Annotated in this window: 6 protein-coding genes and 1 pseudogene; 4 read left to right on the plus strand and 3 right to left on the minus strand. The window is 75.8% G+C overall.

Annotated elements, in window-relative coordinates:
• The first annotated feature begins 93 nt into the window (after positions 1-93).
• From ACWDS7_RS08040 to ACWDS7_RS08055, 4 genes and pseudogenes are all read left to right on the plus strand, one after another.
• Positions 94-1128 (plus strand): SIS domain-containing protein, encoded by a 1035-nt coding sequence (locus ACWDS7_RS08040; protein ID WP_306858997.1) that lies wholly within the window; start codon positions 94-96, stop codon positions 1126-1128.
• 52 nt (positions 1129-1180) lie between these two features.
• Positions 1181-1417, plus strand: coding sequence for a PTS glucose/sucrose transporter subunit IIB (locus tag ACWDS7_RS08045; protein WP_306858995.1), 237 nt, complete (start codon positions 1181-1183; stop codon positions 1415-1417).
• 49 nt (positions 1418-1466) lie between these two features.
• Positions 1467-20405, plus strand: a pseudogene (locus tag ACWDS7_RS08050) (amino acid adenylation domain-containing protein); the annotation flags it as partial.
• Complete coding sequence (locus tag ACWDS7_RS08055) at positions 20402-20602, plus strand: MbtH family protein (RefSeq protein ID WP_451928642.1); 201 nt, start codon at positions 20402-20404, stop codon at positions 20600-20602. The pseudogene ACWDS7_RS08050 and the gene ACWDS7_RS08055, both read left to right, overlap by 4 nt.
• 76 nt (positions 20603-20678) lie before the next feature.
• Here the strand turns inward: ACWDS7_RS08055 and ACWDS7_RS08060 are convergent, their stop codons facing one another.
• The 3 genes from ACWDS7_RS08060 to ACWDS7_RS08070 all read right to left on the minus strand — a co-directional run.
• The gene (locus tag ACWDS7_RS08060) at positions 20679-21752 is read right to left on the minus strand and encodes an iron-siderophore ABC transporter substrate-binding protein (protein ID WP_451928643.1); all 1074 of its coding nucleotides are present in this window, start codon (positions 21750-21752) and stop codon (positions 20679-20681) included.
• Complete coding sequence (locus tag ACWDS7_RS08065) at positions 21752-23650, minus strand: ABC transporter ATP-binding protein (protein ID WP_451928644.1); 1899 nt, start codon at positions 23648-23650, stop codon at positions 21752-21754. Before ACWDS7_RS08065 ends, ACWDS7_RS08060 begins: the two co-directional genes overlap by 1 nt.
• A gap of 199 nt (positions 23651-23849) precedes the next feature.
• Positions 23850-24422 (minus strand): ATP-binding cassette domain-containing protein (locus ACWDS7_RS08070; RefSeq protein ID WP_451928645.1); only part of this gene is annotated, 573 nt, incomplete at its 5' end.

The raw sequence follows: 24422 nt of genomic DNA on the forward strand, positions 1-24422 counted from the left end.
GACCACAGGCCGGAAAAGGGTGTCAATGTACGGACCGGCGACGGATCGATAACGGCCCGATCTCGCCAGTCCGAACCGAAGGATGAGCGCTAGATGACGACCAAGATGCGCAGCGAGATCGCCGAGCAGCCTGCTGCGTTGCGAGCCACGCTGGACGCCCTCCTCCCCAGGGTCGGGGAGGTGGAGCAGCTCGCCGGGCAGACCCGTCAGCTGTTGTTCATCGCCCGTGGCACCTCCGACAATGCCGCAGTCTACGGCCGTTATCTGGCTGAAGCGCACACGGGCCGGCTGTCCACGCTCGCCGCCCCCTCCATCGCCACCACCTACAAGCGCAAGCTGGACCTCGACGGCGTCCTGGCCGTCGCGCTCTCCCAGTCGGGCCGGACCGAGGAGATCGTCGAGACCCTCGCCTGGGCCAAGGACTGCGGCGCCAAGACCGTGGCCATCACCAACGGCGGCGAGCAGAGCCCCCTCGCCCAGGCCGCCGACCTCGCGCTGTGCACGCTCGCGGGCGAGGAGAAGGCCGTCCCGGCCACCAAGACCTACACCACCCAGCTCGCCGCGCTGGCCGTGCTCGGCCTCGGCCTGGGCGCCGACGTCGACCCCGCCGACCTGCAGCGGGTGCCGGACGCGGTGGAGAAGCTGATCGCCGAGCCGGGCGACCTGGAGGCGATCGTCGAGGGCCTGGCCGACAAGCCGGGCGTCGTGGTCTCCGGCCGTGGCCTGGCCTTCTCCACCGCCCTTGAGCTGGCGCTCAAACTCAAGGAGGCGTGCTACCTGCACGCCATGGGCCTGTCCTACGCCGACCTGCTGCACGGCCCGATCGCCGTGGTCGACGAGGACACCCCGGCCATCCTGGTCGCGGCCGGCGAGGGTCCGACCCTGGCCGGGACCGTGGCGCTCGCCGAGCGGGTCACCGGCGCCGGGGCCTCGGCCTTCACCGTCGGCGGCGGCACGGCCCTCTCCTCGGTGGCCACCGCCGCGCTGAACGGTCCCGACCTCCCCGAGTGGGTCGCCCCGCTCGGCCTCATCGTCCCCGGCCAGCTCCTGACCGAGGCTCTCGCGCGCCGGCTGGGCATCGACCCCGACGCCCCCCGCGGTCTCAACAAGGTGACCCAGACCGACTGATCCTTCGGCGTCGTTTAGCCTGGTCAAAGACCGATGAGGACTGGAGGGCGACATGGCGGCCAACGCCGACGCGATCATCGCGGGGCTCGGTGGTGCGGACAACATCATCGAGATCGAACCGTGCATCACCCGGCTCCGCACCGAGGTGCGTGACGCCTCCAGAGTCGATCAGGCCGCCCTCAAGGCGGCCGGAGCGCACGGCGTGATGGCCGCGGGCAACATCGTCCAGGTGGTGGTGGGCCCGGAGGCGGACACGATCGCCAGCGACATCGAGGACATCATCGGCTGATGAGGGCCGGGCCGTCCCCGCCCTCGCGGCGGGGCCCAGTGCTCGGCCCCCGAGCGGCAAGCTCGACGGCGCCGCGCTCCCGGCCCCCGACTACGCCGCCCTCAGCTCCGGCCGTGCCCCGCGCGACGCTCGCGAGGAACTGCTGTGCGCGCTGTACGCCGAGGTGCTGGGTCTGGGGTCGGTCTCCGTCGACGACGACTTCTTCGCCCTCGGCGGCGACAGCATCATCGCCATCCAACTGCTCATCCGCGCCCGCAGGGCCGGGGTGCAGCTCACCTCCCGGGACGTCTTCCGGCACCGCACGGTCGCCGCGCTGGCCCGGGTCGCGGTGGACCGCGCCGACCCCCGGGACGCCGGGGACGCCCCCCGGGACGCCGCGGACGGCCTCCCGCTCGTCCGGCTCACGGCGGACGAGCTCGCCGAGGTCCAGGGCGAACACCCGGTCGCCGTCGAGGACCTGCTGCCGCTCAGCCCGCTCCAGGAGGGCTTCTTCTTCCACTCCCTCGTGGACGGCTCGGACGGCGACGCCTACGTCGTCCAGCAGGTCGTCGAGCTGGCCGGCCCGGTCGACGGCGAGGCCCTGCGCCGCGCCGCCCAGCGGCTGCTGGACCGGCACGCCCCGCTGCGCGCCTGCTTCCGCCGGCGCCCGGACGGCCGGCCGGTGCAGATCGTCGCCGGGCGGCTGGAACTGCCCTGGCGCGAGGTGGACCTGTCCGGGCGGGACGGCGAGGCGCAGCGCCCGCTCGTCGACGCCGTCACGGCCGACGAGCGCGCCCGCCGCTTCGACCTGGCCCGGCCGCCGCTCGTGCGCTGCGCGCTGGTACGGCTCGGGCACGACCGCGGCCTCCTGGTGCTGACGTTCCACCACATCGTGGCGGACGGCTGGTCGCTGCCGGTGCTGCACCGCGAGCTGATGGCCTCCTATGGGACCGTCCCCGCCGCGCTGCCCGAGCCGGCCCCCTACCGCGAGTACCTGCGCCGCCTGTCGGCGGCCGACCGCGACGCCGCCCGCGCGGCCTGGCGGACCGCGCTCGCCGGGCTCGACGGGCCGACCCGCCTGGTCGACGTCCCAGCGGGCGGCGCACCGCTGCGGACCGGGCAGATCCGCGTCGAGCTGCCCGAGCGGGTCACCGCCCGGCTCGCGGCCCGCGCGAGGGAGTACGGGGTGACCCTCGGCACGATCGTCCAGAGCGCCTGGGGCCTGCTCCTCGGGCGGCTGACCGGCCGCCAGGACGTGGTCTTCGGCACCACGGTCTCAGGCCGTGACGCCGAGGTCGACGGCATCGAGTCCATGGTCGGCCTGTTCATCAACACCCTGCCGACCCGTTTCCGGTGGCAGCCCGCCGACACCCTCGCCGAGCTGGTGGACCGGCTCCAGCACGAGCAGGCCGGTCTCCTGGACCACCAGCACCTCGGTCTCGCCGAACTCCAGCGCATCGCCGGGCTCGCCGGGGGCGGCGAGCTGTTCGACACCCTCGTCGTCTTCGAGAACTACCCGGCCGGCACCGGCCTGGCCGACCCCTCGGGCACGGTACGGATCACCGGCCACGAGTTCCACGACGCCGTCCACTACCCGCTCGCCCTGATCGTCAAGCCGGGCCGCCGGCTCGACCTGCGCCTGAAGCACCACACCCAGCGGCTGGACGGCGAGCGCGTCCAGCGGATCGCCGACCGGCTGGTCCGGATCCTCCGGGCCCTGGCCGCCGACCCCGGGCAGCGCGCCGCCCGCGTCGACCTGCTGTCCGGCGAGGAGCTGGGGCGGGCGCAGCAGGAGGGGGAGGATCGGGACGTCCCCGCGACCACCCTGGCCGCCGCCTTCGAGGCCCGGGCGGCGCGCGCCCCGCGGGCCACGGCGGTCGTCCATGAGGGGGAGAGCCTCACCTACGAGGAGCTGGACACCCGCGCCGAGGCGCTGGCCCGCCGCCTGCGGGCCCGCGGCGCGGGCCCGGAACGGATCGTCGCGGTCGCCGTGCCGCGCTCGGCGGAGCTGATGGTCGCCCTGCTCGGCGTGCTGAAGTCCGGCGCCGCCTACCTGCCGCTCGACCTGGACTACCCGGCCGACCGCGTGGCGTACATGCTCGCCGACTCCGGCGCGAGGACGGTCGTGACGACCGCCGCCGCGGCCTCGCGGCTGCCCCGGACCGGCGGGCCGGCCCTGCTCGTCCTCGACACCCCGGACACCCCAGACGTGCCGGACACCCCGAACACGCTCGACACCCTGCTCGTCCTTGACACCCCGGACGCCCCGGACACCCCGGAGGGCGGCGGCCGGCGCGCGGACCCCGCCCCGGCGGCCGCGGGGCCGGACGATCCGGCCTACCTGATCTACACCTCCGGGTCCACCGGACGCCCCAAGGGGGTCGTCGTCACTCACCGCGCCATCGTCAACCGGCTGGCGTGGATGCAGGGCGAGTACGGGCTGCGCGCCGACGACCGGGTGCTGCAGAAGACGCCCGCCGGCTTCGACGTGAGCGTCTGGGAGTTCTTCTGGGCGCTGTGCGAGGGCGCCGCCGTGGTGCTCGCCAGGCCCGACGGCCACCGCGACCCGTCGTACCTGGCCGGGCTCATCGGCCGGGAGCGCGTCACGACGATGCATTTCGTGCCGTCGATGCTGGAGGCATTCCTGCGGGCCGACGAGGTCACCGCCGACCCGTCCTGGGCCGTCTCGCTGCGCCGCGTCTTCAGCAGCGGCGAGGCGCTGCCCGGCGCCGCCGCCGCACGCTGGCGGGCGCTCACCGCGGTGCCGCTGCACAACCTGTACGGGCCCACCGAGGCCGCCGTCGACGTCACCCACCACGCCTGCGACGGCTCCGCGGACACCACCGTGCCCATCGGCCGCCCGGTGTGGAACACCGGGCTGCGGGTGCTGGACTCCTGCCTGCGCCCGGTGCCGGCCGGCGTGCCCGGCGAGCTGTACCTGACCGGCGTACAGCTTGCCCGGGGCTACCACGCCAGGCCCGGACTGACCGCCGAGCGGTTCGTGGCCGACCCGTACGGCCCGGCGGGCGGCCGCATGTACCGCACCGGCGACCTGGTGCGCCGCCGCGAGGACGGCACCGTCGAATACCTGGGCCGCACCGACCGGCAGGTCAAGCTGCGCGGCAACCGCATCGAACCCGGCGAGATCGAGGCCGCCCTGACCGGCCTGCCCGCCGTCGCCCAGGCGGCGGTGGCCGTCCACGGGACGGCGCTCGTCGCCTACGTCGTCCCCGCCGGCGACGGGCGGCGCCCCCTCGACCCGGCCGCGCTGCGGGCCGCTCTCGCCGCGGCGCTGCCCGCGCCCATGGTCCCCGACGCGTACGTGGAGCTCGACGCCCTGCCGCTGACCCCCAGCGGCAAGCTCGACCGTGACGCGCTCCCCGCCCCCCGGACGGCGCGGGCCGAGGCCCGCGCCCCGCGCGACGGGCGCGAGCGCGCCCTCACCGAGATCTTCGCCGCGGTGCTCAGGCTCGACGCGATCGGAGTCGACGACGACTTCTTCATGCTCGGCGGCGACAGCATCACCTCGATCGGCGTCTCCAGCCGCGCCCGCCGGGCGGGCCTGGACCTGAGCCCCCGCGACGTCTTCGAGCACCGCACCCCCGCCGGGCTGGCCGCCGCGGCGGCGGCCGCCACGCCGGTCGCCGCCGCGGCCCGTGACCTGAGCTCCGCCTTCGAGCTGACCGAGGAGGAGACCGAGCGCGTCCGCCGCCTCGGCGGCGGCGCCGTGGAGGACATCTGGCCGCTGGCACCCCTCCAGGAGGGCCTGTTCTTCCACTCCACCTACGACGACGGCGCCTTGGACGTCTACACCGTCCACGAGTCCTTCGACTTCGCCGCCCGTGTCGACGCCGACCGCCTGCGCGCCGCGGCCAGGGCGCTGCTGGCCCGCAACCCCAGCCTGCGCGCCGGTTTCACCAGCGACGGCCTGCGCCGGCCGGTGCAGTTCATCGTCGCCGACCCCGAGATACCGCTCGAAGAGGTCGACCTGTCCGGGCTGCCCGCCGCCGGGCAGGACGCGCGGCTGCGCGAGCTGATGGAGGCCGAGCGGACCCGCAGGTTCGACCTGGCCCGGCCGCTGCTCTTCCGGATGCTGCTGATCCGTCTCGGCGCGGACCGCGGCGACCGGCTCGTCGTCGGCCGGCACCTGCTGCTGTGGGACGGCTGGTCCGCCTGGCTCTTCCTCGACCAGCTCTTCGCACTGTACGAGAGCGGCGGCGACGCGCGCGGGCTGCCGCGTCCCGGCTCCTACCGCGACTACCTGACCTGGCTGGAGGCACAGGACACCGGGATCGCGACCCGCGCCTGGCGCGCCGCCCTCGACGGGCTGGAGGAGCCCACCCTGCTCGCCGCCGCGGACCAGGGCCGGCAACCGGTCATCCCGGAGAGCCTGGAGACCGTCCTCCCCGCCGAGCTGGGGCAGCGGCTGCGCGAGAGCGCCCGCCGGCACGCCCTGACCCTCAACACGGTGCTCAACACCGCCTGGGGCCTGGTGCTGGCCGGCGCCACCGGCCGCACCGACGTCGTCTTCGGCACGACGGTCGCGGGCCGGCCGAGCGAGGTGCCGGACGTCGAGAACGTCATCGGCATGTTCCTCAACACCGTCCCCGCCCGCATCGCCTTCGACCCGGCCGAGCCGGTGCTGGACCTGCTGCGGCGGGTCCAGGGCGAGCGCCTGGCCCTGATGCCGTACGAGTATCTCGGCCTGGGCGTCCTGCAGGCCGAGACCGGCCACCGGCAGCTGTTCGACACCCTCTTCGTGCTGCGCAACAGCGACACCGAGGAGCGGCTGGCGGAGCTGTCGGAGCGGCACGGCGCCACCGCCGTGGCCAACGTCGACGCCACCCACTACCCGGTCAACCTCATCGTCACGCCGGGGGAGCGGATCCGGATCACCCTCGCCCACCGGCCCGACGTCATCGACCGCCCGCGGGCCCAGGCCCTGCTGGAGCGCTTCGCCCTGCTGCTGGAACGGCTGACGCGCGACCTGGCGGCGCCCGTCGGCGGCATCGACCCGCTGCTGCCCGCCGAGCGCGCCGCCCTGGAACGGGAGTGGGCCGCCGGCCGGGTGCCCGCCCCGCGGGAGACCATCGCCGACCTGCTCGCCGCCCAGGCCGCCCGCACCCCCGGCGCGACCGCGCTCGTCTTCGGCGACCGCAGCCTCACCTACGCCGAGCTGGACGCCCGCATCAACCGCATGGCGCGGCTGCTGCTCGCGCGGGGCGCGGCGCCGGAGCAGGTCGTCGCGCTCGGCCTGCCGCGCTCCATCGACATGGTCGTCGCGCTCTTCGCCGTGCTGCGCACCGGCGCCGCCTACCTGCCGCTGGAACTGGACCACCCCGACGACCGGCTCGCGATGATGCTCGCCGACGCCCGGCCGGTGGCGCTGCTGTCCACCGCCGCCGTCGCCGCCCGGCTGGCGGGCGGCGTCCCGGACGTCCCGCGCGTCGTGCTCGACGACCCGGCGGTGGCCGGGGAGCTGGCCGGGCTCCCCGGCGGTCCGGTCACCGAGGCCGACCGCCCCCGCTTCAGCCTGGAGCACCCGGCGTACGTCATCTACACCTCCGGATCCACCGGACGGCCCAAGGGGGTCGTCACGCCGTACCGCGGCCTGACCAACATGCAGCTCAACCACCAGAAGGAGATCTTCGCGCCGGCCGTCGCCTCGGCCGGCGGGCGCCGGCTGCGCATCGCGCACACGGTCTCCTTCGCCTTCGACATGTCGTGGGAGGAGCTGCTCTGGCTGGTCGAGGGGCATGAGGTGCACATCTGCGACGAGGAGCTGCGGCGCGACGCCGTGGCCCTGGTCGCCTACTGCGAGGGCCACCGCATCGACGTCGTCAACGTCACCCCCACCTACGCCCACCTGCTGATCGAGGAAGGGCTGCTGGAGGGCCACCGCCCGCCGCTGGTGCTGCTCGGCGGCGAAGCGGTGTCGGAGGCGGTCTGGAACCGGCTCCGCGACACCGAGGGCACCTACGGCTACAACCTCTACGGCCCCACCGAGTACACCATCAACACCCTCGGCGGCGGCACGGACGACAGCCCCACCCCCACCGTCGGCCGCCCCATCCGCGGCACCCGGGCCCACATCCTGGACGCCTGGCTGCGCCCCGTCCCCGACGGCGTCCCCGGCGAGCTGTACATCGCCGGCGTCGGCCTGGCCCGCGGCTACCTCGGCCGGCCGGGCCTGACCGCCGAACGGTTCGTCGCCGACCCGTACGGCGGGCCGGGCGAGTGCATGTACCGCACCGGCGACCTGGTGCGCCGCCGCGCCGACGGCAACATGGACTTCCTGGGCCGCACCGACGACCAGGTCAAGATCCGCGGCTACCGGGTGGAGCTGGGCGAGATCGAGACCGCCCTGGCCCAGCACCCCCGGGTCGCCCAGGCCGCCGTCATCGCCCGCGACGACCCCGCCGCCCCCGGCACCCAGCGCCTCATCGGCTACCTCGTCCCCGCCGGGCCCACCGGGCAGGAGCGGGAGTCGGCCGAGCGGGAGCGGATCGGCGAGTGGCGGGAGATCTACACCGACGAGTACGAGCAGATCGGCACCGCCGTCTTCACCGAGGACTTCGCCGGATGGGACAGCAGCTACGACGGGCGGCCCATCCCGGTCGAGCACATGCGCGAGTGGCGCGAGCAGACCGTCGCCCGCATCCGGGAGCTGCGCCCGCGCCGGATCCTGGAGATCGGCGTCGGCTCCGGTCTGCTGCTGTCACGCCTGGCCCCCGAGGCGGAGGCGTACTGGGCGACGGACTTCGCCGCCCCCGTGATCCGCAAGCTCGGCGAGGACCTGCGGCGCGACCCCGGGCTGGCCGCCAGGGTCGAGCTGCGCTGCCAGCCCGCCCACGTGACCGAAGGACTGCCCACCGGCTACTTCGACACGATCGTCGTCAACTCCGTCGTCCAGTACTTCCCGAGCGTCGACCACCTGACGGAGGTCATCCGGGGCGCCATACGGCTGCTGACGCCGGACGGCGCCCTGTTCGTCGGCGACGTGCGGAACCTGAGAACGGCCCGCGCCTTCCACACCGCCGTCCAGCTCACCCGCGCCGGGCGGGACGCCGACCCCGAGCAGGTCCGCCGGGCCGTCGAGCGCGGCCTCGCGCTGGAGAAGGAACTCCTCGTCGACCCCGACTACTTCACCACCCTGGGTCTCGGCGTCGACCTGCGCACCAAGCGCGGCACCCACCACAACGAGCTGTCCCGTCACCGCTACGACGTCGTCCTCCACCAGGGCGAGGCCGACCTCCGGCTCGGCGACGAGCCGGTGCTGGAGTGGACCGGCGACCTCGCCCGCCACCTGCGCGAGCGGCGGCCGGAGCGGCTGCGGGTGACCGGGATCCCCGACGCCCGCGCCGCCAGCGAGCCCGGCGCCGCGGTGACCGGGGGAGTGGAGCCCGAGTCGCTGCACGCGCTCGGGGCCGAGGAGGGCTACCGGCTCCTCACCACCTGGTCGCGCGAGCCGGGCCGCTACGAGGCCGTCTTCGTGCGGGAGGAGTTCCGGATCACCGCGGGCCTGTACCGGCCGGGCGGCGGCACGCCCCCGTACGCCGGCACCCCGACGGCGGCACGCGAGGCCGACGGCCTGGTGCGCCTGCTACGCGAGGACCTGCGGCGGAGGCTGCCCGACTACATGGTGCCGGCCGCCTTCGTCACCCTCGACCGGCTGCCCATGAACGACAACGGCAAGCTCGACGTACGGGCGCTGCCCGACGCCGGAGCGGCGGTGGCGCCGACCGGCGGACGCGGTCCGCGGACCCCCCGGGAGGAGGTGCTCTGCAGGCTCTTCGCCGAGGTCCTCGGCCTGCCCCAGGCCGGCGCCGAGGACGACTTCTTCGACCTCGGCGGCCACTCGCTGCTCGCCACCCGGCTCATCAGCCGGGCCCGCACGGAGCTGGGCGCCGAACTGGCCATCCGCGACCTGTTCGAAGCCCCGACGCCCGCGCTGCTGGCCGGGCGCGCGGACGCCGGCCGCCCGGCCCGCCCGGCCGTCGGACCGGCGGACCGGCGCCCCGAGCGCGTCCCGCTCTCCCCGGCGCAGCGGCGGCTGTGGCTGGCCGAGCGGCTCAGCGGCGGCGACGCCTACCACTTCCCGCTGGTCTTCCGGCTGCGCGGCGCGCTGGAGACCGGCCCGCTCCACCAGGCGCTGCGCGACGTGGCGGGCCGTCACGAGGCGCTGCGCACCGTCCTGGCCGAGCACGAGGGCGAGCCGTACCAGATGGTCCTGCCCGCCGCCGAGGCCGAGCCGCGCCTCACCGTCGAGGACTGCCCGCGGGAGGAGCTGGACACGCGGATCGGCGCCGCGGTCGCCCGGCCGTTCGACCTGGGCGCCGAGCTCCCGCTCCGGGCCGAGGTGTTCCGGGTGGCCCCGGACGACCACGTGGTGGCGATCGTGCTGCACCACGTCACCACCGACGAGTGGTCCGACCGGCCGTTCCTCGCCGACCTCGGCACCGCCTACCGGGCCCGCCGCGAGGGCCGGGCGCCGCAATGGGCGCCGCTGCCGGTGCAGTACGCCGACTACACCCTCTGGCAGCGGCGGCTCCTCGGCGAGCCCGCCGACCCCGGCAGTGAGGGCGCGCGGCAGCTCGCCTTCTGGACCGGGACGCTGTCCGGCCTGCCGGAGGAGATCCCGCTGCCGCTCGACCGGCCCCGTCCCGCCGAGCCGACCGGCCGCGGCGGCACGGTGCACGCGGAGCTGCCCGCCGGCACCGTCCGCGCGCTGCGCGCCATGTGCGCCGAGACGGGCACCAGCATGTTCATGCTGCTGCAGGCCGGGGTCGCCGCCCTGCTGCACCGGATGGGGGCGGGCACCGACATCCCGCTGGGCGCGCCGATCGCCGGGCGCACCGACAGCGCCCTGGACGACCTGGTCGGCTTCTTCGTCAACACCCTGGTGCTCCGCGCCGACCTGTCCGGCGACCCGACGTTCACCGAGCTGCTGACCCGGGTCAAGAACGCCGATCTGGCCGCCTTCGAGCACCAGGACCTGCCCTTCGAGCGGGTGGTGGAGGCGCTCAACCCGCCGCGCGTGCCGGGCCGCAACCCGCTGTTCCAGGTCATGCTGGGCTACCACTACCGCCCCGACGGCGATCCGCAGGTGCTCGGCCTGCCCACCGAGTGGTGGCCGACCCGGATCCGGACCGCGAAGTTCGACCTGGACTTCACCTTCGTCGACCACGCCGGCGAGGACCGCGTCCTGCTGCTGCTGGAGTACGCCGCCGACCTCGCCGACCCGGGGACGACCCGGGCGCTGGCCGAGCGGACCGTGGCCCTGCTGGACCGGCTGGCCGCCGAGCCGGACCGGCCGATCAGCCGGATGCCCGTCCTGACCGAGGAGGAGCGCCGGGCGTCCCGCGGCGCCTGGAACGACACCGCGCGACCGGTGGAGCGGCGCACGGTCCCCGAGCTGTTCGCCGAGGCCGTCCGGGCCCGGGGCGACCAGGTCGCGCTGGTCACCGGCGACGGCCGGCTGACCTTCACCGAGCTGTCGGCCAGGGTCGACCGCGTCGCCCGGCTGCTGCTGCGCCGCGGGGTGGGCGCCGAGAGCGTGGTCGGCCTGGCCCTTCCCCGGGCCGAGATGGTGCCGGCGATCCTCGGGGTGCTCGCCGCCGGCGCCGCCTACCTCCCGCTCGACCCCGGCTACCCGGCCGGACGGCTGGAGTACATGCTCGGCGACGCGGCACCGGTCTGCGTGCTCACCACCGCGGCCATCGCCCCGGCGCTCCCCGCCGGGGGAGTGGAGACGCTGCTGCTCGACGCCCCGCCGGCCACCGGGGAGCCGGAGCGCCCCTCCGGTGACCGCCCGCCCCTCCCCGGAGCCCGCCCGCTGCCGTCGGCCGCCGCCTACGTCATCTACACCTCCGGATCCACCGGCAGGCCCAAGGGCGTGCTCGGCACCCACCGCGGGCTGAGCAACCTGTTCGGCTCCCACCACGAGGACCTCATCGGCCCGGCCGGCCGGGCCGCCGGCCGCGAGGTGCTGCGCGCGGTGCACGCCGCGTCCTTCAGCTTCGACGGCTCCTGGGAACCGTTGCTCTGGCTGCTGGCCGGACACCAGTTGCACGTCGTCGGCGAGACCACCATGACCGACCCGGCGGCGCTGCTGGCCTACCTGGCGGACGAACGCATCGACTTCGTCGACCTCACCCCCACCTACCTGCAGGAACTGGTCCACCACGGCTTCCTCGACCCCGGCCGGTACCGCCCGGGGGTCATCGCGGTGGGCGGCGAGGCCACCCCCGCCCCGCTCTGGGAGCGGCTGTGCGCGCTGCCCGGCACGGTGGTCCACGACCTGTACGGGCCGACCGAGTGCGCCGTCGACGCCTACGGCTGGCACAGCGGCGGCCCGGAGCGGCCGCGGCCCTGGGCGGCCCCGCTGGCCAACACCCGCGCCCACGTGCTGGACGGCGCGCTGTGCCCGGTCCCCGTCGGGGTGCCCGGCGAGCTCTACCTGGCCGGGGAGGGACTGGCCCGCGGATACCTGGGCCGCCCCGGGCTGACCGCCGGACGGTTCGTCGCCGACCCGTACGGCGCGCCCGGCGGTCGCATGTACCGGACCGGTGACCTGGTGCGCCGCCGCGCCGACGGCGCCCTCGAATTCCTCGGCCGGGCCGACGACCAGGTGAAGCTGCGCGGCTTCCGCATCGAGCTCGGCGAGATCGAAGCGGTGCTGCGCGCCCACCCCGGCGTGACGCAGGCCGCCGTGGCGGTCCGCGAGGACAGCCCCGGCGCGCGGCGGCTGGTGGCCTACACGGTCCCGCCGTCCGGCCGGAGCGCCGCCCCCGCCGAGCTGCGCGCGCACGTCGCCGCCGCGCTGCCCGAGCACATGGTGCCGGCGGCCTTCGTGGAACTCCCCGCCCTGCCGAGGTCGATCAGCGGCAAGCTGGACCGCCGCGCGCTGCCCGCCCCGGACCCGGCGGCCCCCACCTCCGGGCGGCGCCCCCGCGACGCCCGCGAGGAGATCCTGTGCGAGCTGTTCGCCGCCGTGCTGGGGGCCGCGCAGGTGGGCGTCGACGACGACTTCTTCGCCCTCGGCGGCCACTCCCTGCTGGCGATGCGGCTGGTCAGCCGGATCCGCTCGGCGCTGGGCGCCGAGGTCGGCCTCCGCGCGGTCTTCGAGGCCCCCACCGTCGCCCGGCTCGCCGGGCGGCTGCGGGAGGGGCGGGGCGGCGTGCCCGCTCCCGCCCCCGCCGTCCGGCCGGAGCCGCTGCCGCTGTCGTCCGCCCAGCAGCGGCTGTGGGTCCTGTACCGGCTGGAGGGCCCGAGCGCCACCTACAACATCCCGACGGCCTGGCGGCTGTCGGGCCCGCTGGACCCGGACGCCCTGGCGGCGGCCGTACAGGACGTGGCGGTCCGGCACGAGAGCCTGCGCACGGTCTTCCCCGAGCGGGACGGGCGCGCCCGTCAGGTCGTCCTGGACCCGCACCGGGTCCGCATCGACATCCGCGCCGAGCAGGTCGCGGAGGCGGACCTCCCCGGACGGCTGGCCGAGGCGGCCGGGCAGGGCTTCGAGCTCGACCGCGAACCGCCGCTGCGGGCCCGGGTGTTCCAGGTGGCGCCGCAGGAGCACGTGCTGCTGCTGGTGGTCCACCACATAGCCGGTGACGAATGGTCGGACGGTCCGCTGCTGCGCGACCTGTCCACCGCCTACCGGGCCCGTCACGAGGGTCACGCGCCGCGGTGGGCGCCGCTGCCGCTCCAGTACGCCGACTACACCCTCTGGCACCGCGACCTGCTCGGCGACGGCACCGACCCGCACAGCCCGCAGGCCCGCCAGCTCGCCTTCTGGCGGCAGACCCTGGCCGGCCTGCCCGAGGAGCTGGCGCTCCCGGCGGACCGGCCGCGTCCCCAGCAGAGCAGCCACCGCGGCGGGGCGGTCGGCCTGTCGCTCGGCCCCGAGCTGGAGCGCGGTATGCGCCGGCTCGCCCGCGCCCACGGTGTCAGCATGTTCATGGTGGCCCAGGCGGCCGTGGCCACGCTGCTGCACCGGCTGGGCGCGGGGGAGGACATCCCGCTCGGCGCGCCGATCTCCGGACGCGCCGACGAGAGCCTGGAGGACCTGGTCGGCTTCTTCGTCAACTCCCTGGTGCTGCGCACCGACCTGTCCGGCGAGCCGACCTTCGCCGAACTGCTGGCGCGGGTGCGCGAGACGGACCTGGCCGCCTACGAGCACCAGGACCTGCCGTTCGAGCGGCTGGTGGAGGCGGTCAACCCGGCCCGTTCGCTGGCCAGGCACCCGCTGTTCCAGGTGATGGTCGTCTACCTGACCGGCCCGGGCGGCACGCCCGACCTGCCGGGGCTGACCGCGCGCCCCGAGCCGCTCGGCCAGGAGAGCGCGAAGTTCGACCTGAGCTTCGACTTCGTCGAGCGGGGGGAGGGTGACGGCATCCAGGGCTGGATCGAGTACAGCGCCGACCTGTTCGACCACGGCACGGTCGAACAGCTCGGCGGGCGGCTGCTGCGGCTGCTGGAGCAGGTGGTCGCCGACCCCGACCTGCCGGTCCGCCGGCTGGAGGTGCTGGAGGAGCGCGAGCGCCGGCTGGTCGTCGGAGAGTGGAACGACACCGCGCGGGCGGTGGCGCCGACCACCCTGCCGGAGCTGTTCGCCGCCCAGGCGGCGCGGACGCCGGAGGCGCTCGCCCTGGTCGCCGGCGACCGGCGGCTGACCTACGCGGAGCTGGACGCCGAGGTCGAGCGGGTGGCGCGGACGCTGGCCGGGATGGGGGCCGGCCCCGAGCGCACGGTGGCGGTGGCGCTGCCGCGCTCGGTGGAACTGGTGGTCGCGCTGCTGGCGGTGCACCGGACGGGCGCGGCCTACCTGCCGCTGGACGCCGGCTACCCGCGCGAGCGCGTCGCGTTCATGCTGGAGGACGCACACCCGGTCTGCGTGCTGCGGGACGGGCTGCCCGACGGCCCGCCGGGAGAGCTGCCCGGCTCCTACGATCCCCGGCACCCGGCGTACGTGATCTACACCTCCGGCTCCACCGGCCGCCCGAAGGGCGTGGTGGTGCCGCACGAGGGCATCGTCAACCGGCTGCTGTGGATGCAGGACGCCTACGGCCTGACCGCCGAGGACCGCGTGCTGCAGAAGACGCCCTCCAGCTTCGACGTGTCGGTGTGGGAGTTCTTCTGGCCGCTGATCACCGGGGCGACGCTGGTGGTGGCCCGGCCGGAGGGCCACAAGGACCCGGCGTACCTGGCCGGGCTGATCCGGGACGAGCGGGTCACCACCGTGCACTTCGTGCCGTCGATGCTGCGGGCGTTCCTGGCGGAGCCGGGCGCCGGGCGCTGCCCGGGGCTGCGCCGGGTGATGTGCAGCGGCGAGGCGCTCCCCGCCGACCTCGCCTCCCGCTTCCACTCCGTGCTCTCCGCCGAGCTGCACAACCTGTACGGGCCGACCGAGGCGTCCGTCGACGTGACCGCCGCCCGGGTCCTGCCCGGGACCGGCCCGGTCCCGATCGGCCGGCCGGTGTGGAACACCCGGGCGTACGTGCTGGACGCCGCGCTGCGCCCGGTGCCGCCGGGAGTGGCCGGGGAGCTGTACCTGGCGGGAGTCCAGCTCGCCCGGGGATATCTGGGCCGCCCCGGGCTGACCGGCGAGCGGTTCGTCGCCGACCCGTACGGCGGGCCCGGCACGCGCATGTACCGCACGGGTGACCTGGCGCGGTGGGACCGGGAGGGGACACTGGAGTTCCTCGGCCGGGCCGACGACCAGGTCAAGATCCGGGGCTTCCGGATCGAGCCCGGGGAGATCGAGGCGGTGCTGTCCCGCCACGAGGCGGTGGCGCACGCCGCGGTGGCCGTCCGCGAGCAGCGGCTGATCGCCTACGTCGTCCCGGCCCCCGGCCGGGCGGCCCCCGGCGGCGCGGCCCTGCGCGAGCACGCCGGCGCCGCGCTGCCCGAGCACATGGTCCCGGCCGCCTTCGTCGCCCTGGAGGCCCTCCCGCTCACCCCGAACGGCAAGCTCGACCGCGGGGCCCTGCCGGCCTTCGACTTCGCGGCCGAGGTGAGCGACACCCTCCCGCGCACCCCGCGCGAGGAGCTGCTGTGCGAGCTGTTCGCCGCCGTCCTGGGCCTCGGACGGGTCGGCGCCGAGGACGACTTCTTCGCCCTCGGCGGTGACAGCATCGTCGCCATGCAGCTGGTCAGCCGGGCCCGGGCGGCCGGACTGGTGATCAGCCCCCGGGACGTCTTCCGGCACAGGACGGCCGCCGCGCTGGCCGCGGTCGCCGGCGCGCCGGAGGCCACCGGCGGCGCGGCCGCGCCCGCCGCGCTGGTCACGCTCACCGACGACGAGCGCGCCGGGCTGCCGGAGGCCGCCGAGATCCTGCCGCTGACGCCGCTCCAGGCCGGCCTGCTGTTCCACGCCTCCTTCGACTCCGGCGACGGCGGGCCGGACGTCTACACGGTGCAGGTGTCCTACGAGATCGACGGCCCGCTGGACGCGGCCCGGCTGCGCGAGGCCGGCCAGGCGCTGCTCGACCGGCACGAAAACCTCCGCGCGGGCTTCCGGTACCTGCCCTCCGGCCGCCCGGTGGCCGTCGTCCCGCGTACGGTCACCCTGCCCTGGCGCCAGGTGGACCTCTCGGAGCTGGACGAGGCGGCCCGGGAGGCCCGGTGGGCCGGCTGTCTCGCCCAGGAGCGGCGCCGCTTCACCCCGGCCGAGCCGCCGCTGCTGCGGCTGATGCTGGTCCGCCTGGGGCCCGGCCGGCACCGCCTGGCACTGTCGCACCAGCACCTGCTGCTGGACGGCTGGTCGCTGCCGCGGCTGATGGGCGAGCTGTCGGAGCTGTACGCCCGCCGGGCCGGCACCGCCGGCCCGCCGGTCCCCTACCGGGACTATCTCGCCTGGCTCGCCCGGCAGGACGCCGACGCCTCCGCCGCCGCGTGGGCCGAGGCCCTGGACGGCCTCGAGGCGCCCACCCACCTGGCGCCCGCCGACCCGAACCGGGCCCCGGCCGTGCCCGAGACGCACACCACGCACCTGACCCGGGAGCTGACCGAGGCCCTGACGGTCCTGGCCCGCTCCCGCGGCCTGACCCTCAACACCCTCGTCCAGGGGGCCTGGAGCATCCTGCTGTCCCGGCTCACCGGCCGCGACGACGTGGTCTTCGGCGCGACCGTCTCCGGACGGCCCCCCGAGCTGGACGGCGTCGAGTCGATGATCGGCCTGTTCATCAACACGGTCCCGGTCCGCGTCCGCGTCCGCGACGACGAACCCCTGTCGGCGTTCCTCGGCCGCCTCCAGGACGAGCAGTCCCGGCTCATCGCCCACCAGCACCTCGGCCTGGCCGACATCCAGCGCCGGGCCGGGCTGGGCGAGCTGTTCGACACGCTCGTGGTCTTCGAGTCCTATCCCGACGCCGGGGGCGACGCCTTCGGCGACGGGCTGCGCGCCGCCGTACACGACCACCAGGACTCGACCCACTACCCGTTCACCTGGGCGGTCGAGCCCGCCGAACGCCTCGTGCTGACCGCCGAGTACCGGCCCGACCTGTTCGACCGCGCGACGGCCGAGCGGATGGCCGCCTCGATGGTGCGCCTGTTCGAGGCGATGACGGCCGACGCCGGGCAGCCCGCCGGCCGGGTCGACATCCTCGGCGCCGCCGACCGCCACACCATCCTGCGGACCTGGAACGACACCGCCCGGCCGGCCGCGCCCGGCGCGCCCGCCACCGTCCCGGCGCTCTTCGAGGCCCAGGCGGCCGCCACCCCGCACGCCGTCGCGGTCGTCTCGGGCCCGGTCAGCTGGACCTTCGCCGAGCTCAACGAGCGCGCCAACCGGCTCGCGCGCCTGCTCGTGGAGCACGGCGCCGGACCGGAGCGGATCATCGCCCTGTCGCTGCCGCGCTCGGCGGACTTCATCCTGGCGATCCTCGCCGTGCTGAAGTCGGGCGCCGCCTACCTGCCCGTCGACGCGGACCTGCCCGCCGGGCGGGTGCTCGACATGCTGGAGGACGCCCGGCCCCTGCTGATCCTGACCGCCGGGGAGCCGGCCGCCGCCCTGCCCGGCGGGGTGCCCCGGCTGCGGCTCGACACGGCCCGGACCGCCGGGCGGCTCGCCGCGCAGCCCGGGGACGACCTCACCACCGCCCCGGACCCGCGGCACCCGGCGTACGTCATCTACACCTCCGGCTCCACGGGCCGCCCCAAGGGCGTGGTGGTCTGCCACCGCAGCGTCGTCAACCTCTTCCACAGCCACCGCCGGATGCTCCACGCCCCGGCCAGGCGCGCCACCGGCCGCCGCCACCTGCGCGTCGGCCACGCCTGGTCGTTCTCCTTCGACGCCTCGTGGCAGCCGCAGCTGTGGCTGCTGGACGGGCACGCGCTGCACATCCTGGACGACGAGACGCGCCGCGACCCCGAGCTGACGGCCGCGGCCGTCAGCGCGCGGGGACTGGACTTCATCGAGGTCACGCCCTCGTTCTTCGCGCAGATGGCCGACCTCGGCCTGATCGAGGACGGCCGGTGCCCGCTCGCCGTGATCGGCGTCGGCGGCGAGGCGGTGCCGGACTCGCTCTGGAACGACCTGGCCGCCCTGCGCTCCACCGAGGCGTTCAACCTCTACGGCCCCACCGAGGCCACCGTGGACGCCCTGGCCGCCCGGGTCCGGGACAGCGAGCGCCCGCTGATCGGCCGCCCGGTCGGCAACACCCGCGTCTACGTGCTCGACGCCGCCCTGCGGCCCGTCCCGCCGGGCGTCACCGGGGAGCTGTACCTCGCCGGCGAGGGCCTGGCCCGCGGCTACCTGGGCCGCCCGGCCCTGACCGCCGAGCGGTTCGTCGCCGACCCCTACGGGCACCTGTTCGGTGCGGCCGGCGGCCGCATGTACCGCACCGGCGACCTGGCCCGCTGGAACGCCGACGGCCAGGTGGAGTACGGCGGGCGCGCCGACGACCAGGTGAAGATCCGTGGTTTCCGCGTCGAACCGGCCGAGATCGAGGCCGTGCTGGACCGGCACGGGTCCGTCGCCCAGGTCGTGGTGGTCGCCCGCGAGGACCGGCCCCGGGTCAAGCAACTGGTCGCCTACGTGGTCCCGGCCGAGGACGCCGCGGCCCCGGACCCGGCCGCCCTGCGCGCCTACGCCGGGACCGCCCTGCCGGACTACATGGTCCCGGCGGCGGTGGTGATCCTGGACAGGCTGCCGCTGCTGTCCAACGGCAAGCTCGACCGCAGGGCGCTCCCGGCGCCGGACTTCACGGCCACCGACGGCGGCCGTGAGCCCGCCGACGACGCCGAGCGTACCCTGTCCGCGATCTTCGCCGAGGTGCTCGGCCTGGCCCGGATCGGCGTCGACGACGACTTCTTCGCCCTCGGCGGTGACAGCATCGTCGCGATGCGGCTGGTGAGCCGGGTCCGCGCGGCGGGCCGGAAGATCACTCCACGTCAGGTCTTCCAGCACCGCACCGCCGCCGCCCTGGCCGCCGTCGCCGGCGCGCCGGTCCCCGACACGGAGGAGCGGGCACCCGGCGACGGCACGGGCACGGTCCCACTGACCCCGATCATGCACGCCCTGCGCGAGCGGGGCGGCCCGATCCGGGGCTACCACCAGGCGGCGCTGCTGCAGATCCCCGCGGCGGTGGACGAGACCGGGCTCCGGTCCGTGCTCCAGGCCGTCATGGATCGGCACGACATGCTCCGCGCCCGCCTGGAGAGGACCCCCGCCGCACCCCGCCCCGCCGGGGACGGCGCCGAGCGGTGGTCGCTGCGGGTGCCCGCCCCGGGCACGGTGGAGGCGGCCTCCCGGCTCGTCCGGGTCGACACGGCCGCGGCCGGCGAGGCGGAGCTGCGCGCGGCGGTCGCCGAGCACGCCCGCGCGGCCCGCTCCCGCCTCGACCCGGACGCCGGCGACATGCTGCAGGCGGTCTGGTTCGACGCGGGACGGGAGCGCCCCGGACGGCTGCTGCTGATGATCCATCACCTGGCGGTGGACGGCGTGTCCTGGCGGATCCTGCTGCCCGACCTCGCCGCCGCCTGGCAGGACGTCGAGGCCGGCAGGCCCGTGACGCCGGAGCCGGTCGGCCTGCCGTTCCGCCGCTGGGCGGAACTGCTCGGCGAGCGTGCCACGGACCCGGCCCGCGAGGACGAGCTGCCGCTGTGGACCTCGATCCTGGAAGGCGGGGACCCGCCGCTGACGGCGCGGGCCCTCGACCCGGCGCGGGACGTGGCCGCCACCTCGCGGCAGCTGTCCCTCACCCTGCCCGCCGACCGTACGGCGCCGCTGCTGGGCCGGGTGCCCGCCGCCTTCGGGGCGGGTGTCAACGACGTGCTGCTGACCGCCCTGGCACTGGCGGTGGCCGACCGGCGCCGCCGGACGGCCGGGCCGGGGCACGGCGGCTCGGTGCTGGTGGACCTGGAGGGGCACGGCCGCGAGGCGGAGCTGGCGGGCGAGGCCGACCTGTCGCGCACGGTCGGCTGGTTCACCAGCGTCGTCCCGGTCCGGCTGGACCCGGGCGCGGTGGACCTGGCCGACGCGCTCGCCGGCGGGCCCGCGCTCGACGGGGCCGTGTCCCGGATCAGGGAGCAGCTGGCCGCCCTGCCTGCGGCGGGCGTCGGCCACGGCCTGCTGCGGTATCTGAACCCGGTGACCGGGCCCGAGCTGGCCCGGCAGCCGGGGCCGCAGATCCAGTTCAACTACCTCGGCCGCTTCGGCGTCCCCGAGGCGACGGACTGGTCGTGGGCGGCCGAGGGCGAGGCGGCGGAGCTGGGCGACGATCCGCGGATGCCGATGTCCCACGCCCTGACCGTCAACGCGCTGACCGAGGACCGGCCCGCGGGGCCGGAACTCGTCGCCTCCTGGTCCTACGCCTCGGAGGCGCTGGCCGAGGAGGCCGTCCGGGATCTCGCCGAGACCTGGTTCCGGATGCTGGAAGCCCTGGTGGACCGCGCCCGGGCGCTGACCGCCGACCCCCTGCACACGACAGAGCCGACCGCCGACCCCCTGCACACGACAGAGCCGACCGCCGACCCCCTGCACACAACAGAGGAGAACCCCGCATGAGCAACCCGTTCGACGACCCCGAGGGCGTCTACTCCGTCCTGGTCAACGACGAGGGACAGCACAGCCTGTGGCCCGGCTTCGCCGAGGTCCCGGCCGGCTGGACCGTCGTCCACGGCCCCGGCGCCCGCCAGGAGTGCCTGGACCACATCGAGGCCAACTGGACCGACATGCGCCCCAAGAGCCTGATCGAGTCGTAGCCGCACACCGCGCACGTGAAAGGGGGCCGGGCCGCGGAATCCGCGGCCCGGCCCCCCTCTCACGCCGTGCCCCCGCTCAGGAGGCCGGCTGCTCCACCTGCGTCGCGGTGTCGCCGTCGACGGCCGCCGCGAGCTGCGGGACGAGCCGGTCCAGGACGTACGGCAGGCTCAGCACCGTGACGAAGGAGAAGGCCTTGCCGTAGTCGGTGCTCTCACCGATGAAGACCTCGCGGCTCTGCCTGGCCACCTTCAGATCCTTGTAGACGTTGTCCTTGTGGAGCGCGGCCGGGTCCTTGGCGACGTCGGGCACGGTCCACACGATCGCGTCCTGGTCGAGCAGGTCGCTGCGCTCCTTGCTGATGCCGGCGCCGAACTTGTCGCCGATGACCTTGTCGAGATCGGCCGGCAGCGTGAAGCCGAGCGAGGTGAGGGTGCGCGAGCGCGAGTCCTGGCTGCCGAAGACGAAGAACCCCTCGTACGGCGTGGCCACCACGACGCCGGCCCCCGCGAACTCCGGATGTTCCTTCTTCGCGGCCGCGAACCGGGCCTCGACGTCCTCGACGAGCTTGCCGCTCTCGGCCTCCTTGCCCAGCGCCCTGCCGATGGTCCGGGTCTGCTCCTGCCAGGGCACGCCGTAGTCGTTGTACGCCTTCGGCTGGGCCACGACCGGGGCGAACTTCGACAGGGTCTCATACTGCTCCTTGGTGAGACCCGAGTACAGGGCGATGATCAGGTCCGGCGCGAGCGCGGCGATCTTCTCCACCTGCGGGCCGGTACCGGTGTCGGTCAGCATGGTCGGCGCGGCGGCGCCGCCCAGCCTGCCGGTGGCCCAGGGGCCGATGGCGCCGGCGTAGCCGCCGAGCCAGTCGGTGGTGCCGACCGGGACCTTGCCGAGGGCCAGCACGGCGTCCTGGTCGGTCAGGCCGACCGTGACGATCCGCTTGGGCTCCGAGGCGACGGTGGTGCTGCCGAACTTGTGCTCGATCGTCACCGGGAAGGCGCCGCCCTCCGGCGCGGTGGCCGCGGGATCGGCGGCGGCGGAGCTCGGGCCGGGGGCGGGGCCGGAGCCGCACGCGGCGACGGCGCCGAGCAGCAGCAGTGCGGAGGCGAGCGCCGCGGCGAGCCGGGCGCCCCTCAGGGAGTGAGACATCAGCGGTCCTTCATGTCCGTCGGTTCATCTCTGTCAGGGGTGGATCCGTCGTGCGCGGCGGGGCGGTGACCGGCGGTGGCACGGATGTCCGACCACGCCTCCCAGAGCGCGGCGTACCGTCCGCCGGCGGCGCGCAGCTCGTCGTGCCCGCCGCTCTCCACGATCCGGCCGCCGTCCATGACGACGACGCGGTCGGCGGTCGCGGCCTGGGTGAGGCGGTGGGCGACGACCAGGGCGGTGCGGCCCTCGACGGCCCGCTCCGTGGCCCTCTCCAGGGTCCGGGCACCGGCGCTGCCGGCCTCGGCCGTCGCCTCGTCGAGCACGGCGATCGGCAGGTCCGCCAGGACCAGCCGGGCGAGGGCGAGCTGCTGGACCTGCGCGGCGGTGAGGCGGTGGCCGCCTTCCCCCACGACCGTCCGCAGGCCCTCGGGCAGCGCCTCGGCCCAGGCCAGCGCGTCCACGCGGACGAGTGCCGCGCGCAGGTCGTCGTCGGTGGCGCCGGGCCGGGCCAGCCGCAGGTCGTCGGCGAGCGGCCCGGCGAAGACGTGCACCTCCTGGGTGACCAGTGCCACCGCGGGGCCGCCGCCGGGCCGCCCGGCGGCCAGCCGTACGGAGCCGGCGGTCGGGCGGTGGATGCCGGCGATGAGCTTGGCGAGCGTGGTCTTGCCGGCGCCGCTGGCGCCGACCAGGGCGACGCGCTCGCCGGGCCGGAGGGTGAGGTCCACATCGTGCAGCACGGGCCGCCCGGTTCCGTACGCGTGCCCCAGGCCGCGCACCGCCACCGCCCAGCCCGGCGGGGCGCCGCGCTCCTCCCGGGACCGCCCGCTCGGCGTCCCCAGCTCCTCCCGCTCCTCCCGGGGGTGTCCGCCGGGTGTCCCCGGCTCCTCCCGCTCCGGCCGGTCGGCGACCCCGACCAGCCTGGCCAGGCTCGCGCCGGCGGACTGGGCGTCGTCGAGCAGCACGAGAGCGGAGTTGACCGGTCCGAACAGGCTGTGGAAGTAGAGTGCCGCCGCCGTCGCGGTGCCGATGGAGGCGGAACCGCCGCGCACCATGAGGAACCCGACCACCAGGACCGCCGCCAGCCCGGTGTACTCGGCCAGGTGCAGGCGGCTGTAGAACCGCAGCACCAGCCGTACTCCGCGCATCGTCAGCTCCACCGCCGACCAGGACCGCCGGGTGACCCGCTCGGTGTGCTCGGCCTCCAGCCGGAACGCCCGTACGGTGGCGGCGCCGCCGATGGTGTCCAGCAACTGCTGCTGCCGGGCTCCGGTGGCGATGCGCTGCCGGGCGTAGAGCGGCACGGCGTTGCGCACGTACCAGCGCGCGGTGTGCGCCTGGACCGGCACCGCGAGCAGGGCCGCGAGCAGGAACCGCCAGTCGAGCACGGCCAGCGCCCCCAGGGTCAGCACGATGGCCAGCAGCGAACGGGCCAGCTCGGGCAGGGCGGTCCGGATCGCCTCCGACACCTGCGAGACGTCACCGGTGACCCGGGCGGTGAGGTCGCCCGAGCCGGCCCGCTCCACCTGCTCCAGGGGCAGCCGCAGCGCCCGGTCGACGAACCGCTCGCGGAGTTCCGCGAGCGCGGTCTCTCCCAGCCGCGAGATGAGCGACAGCCCGAGCGCGGTGGCGGCTCCCTGCGTGAGCGCGACGAGCACCAGGAGCGCCGCCGGCCACGTGAGCGTCCCGGCCGGCCGCCGGTCGGCGACCAGATCCACGATGTGGCCCAGCAGCGGCTGGGTGAGCAGCCCGACGGCGGTCGCCGCGACCATCACGGCGAACCCGCCGAGCGCCAGCCCGCGGTGCGGACGCAGGAGCCCGCGGACGGCGGCGCGGGTCCGGGCCGGGGACGCGGTGGGCAGCAGTTCCCGGCCCCCCTCCGGCCCCCGCTGCGGGCCCATCTGCCCCGGGTCCGCCTGCTGTGGGTCCGCCTGTTCTGGGTCCGTGTGCTGTAGGTCCGTATGCCCCAGGTCCGTGCGCCGGTCGGGCGCCGGCCGCGGGTCGGGCGCCGTCTGTGGTGTGCCGGTCCCGGCCGGCTCCGGCATCCGGTGCTCCTCCGCCGCGGTCATCGTCCCTGCCTTCCTGTGCCGGGTCCGCCGGTCATGCCAGCACCGCCGTCCGGTAGGCGGCGTGGCGCCGCACCAGGTCGGCGTGCGGGGCCGTGTCGACGACCCGGCCGCCGTCGAGCAGCGCCACCCGGTCGGCGACCGCGAGCAGTGCGGGGCTGGTGGTGACCAGGATCGTCGTGCGGCCCCGGCGGATCTCGCGGATGCCGGTGGCGACACGGCTCTCGGTGACCGCGTCGACCGCGGTGGTCGGGTCGTGGACGACCAGCACGGGCCGGTCGGCGGCCAGGGCGCGGGCGAGGGCGACGCGCTGGCGCTGCCCGCCGGACAGCGAGCGCCCGCGCTCGCTCACCGCCGTGTCGAGGCCCTCCGGCAGCGTCCGGGCGACCTCGTCGGCCCCGGCGGCCGCCATCGCCCGCTCCGGATCGGCCGATCCGGGCGCGGCGGTGACGTTCCCGCGCAGGGTGCCCTCGAACAGGTCCGCGTCATGCTCGGCGACCAGCACCGCCATGCGGATGTCGGCCCTCGGTTCAGCGGCGCCCTCAACACCTCCGAGACCGCCGCCCGCGAACTGCTCGGCATCGTCGCCGAACGGCCGCGCGACGTC

The sequence above is a fragment of the Streptosporangium sp. NPDC003464 genome (assembly GCF_053588315.1).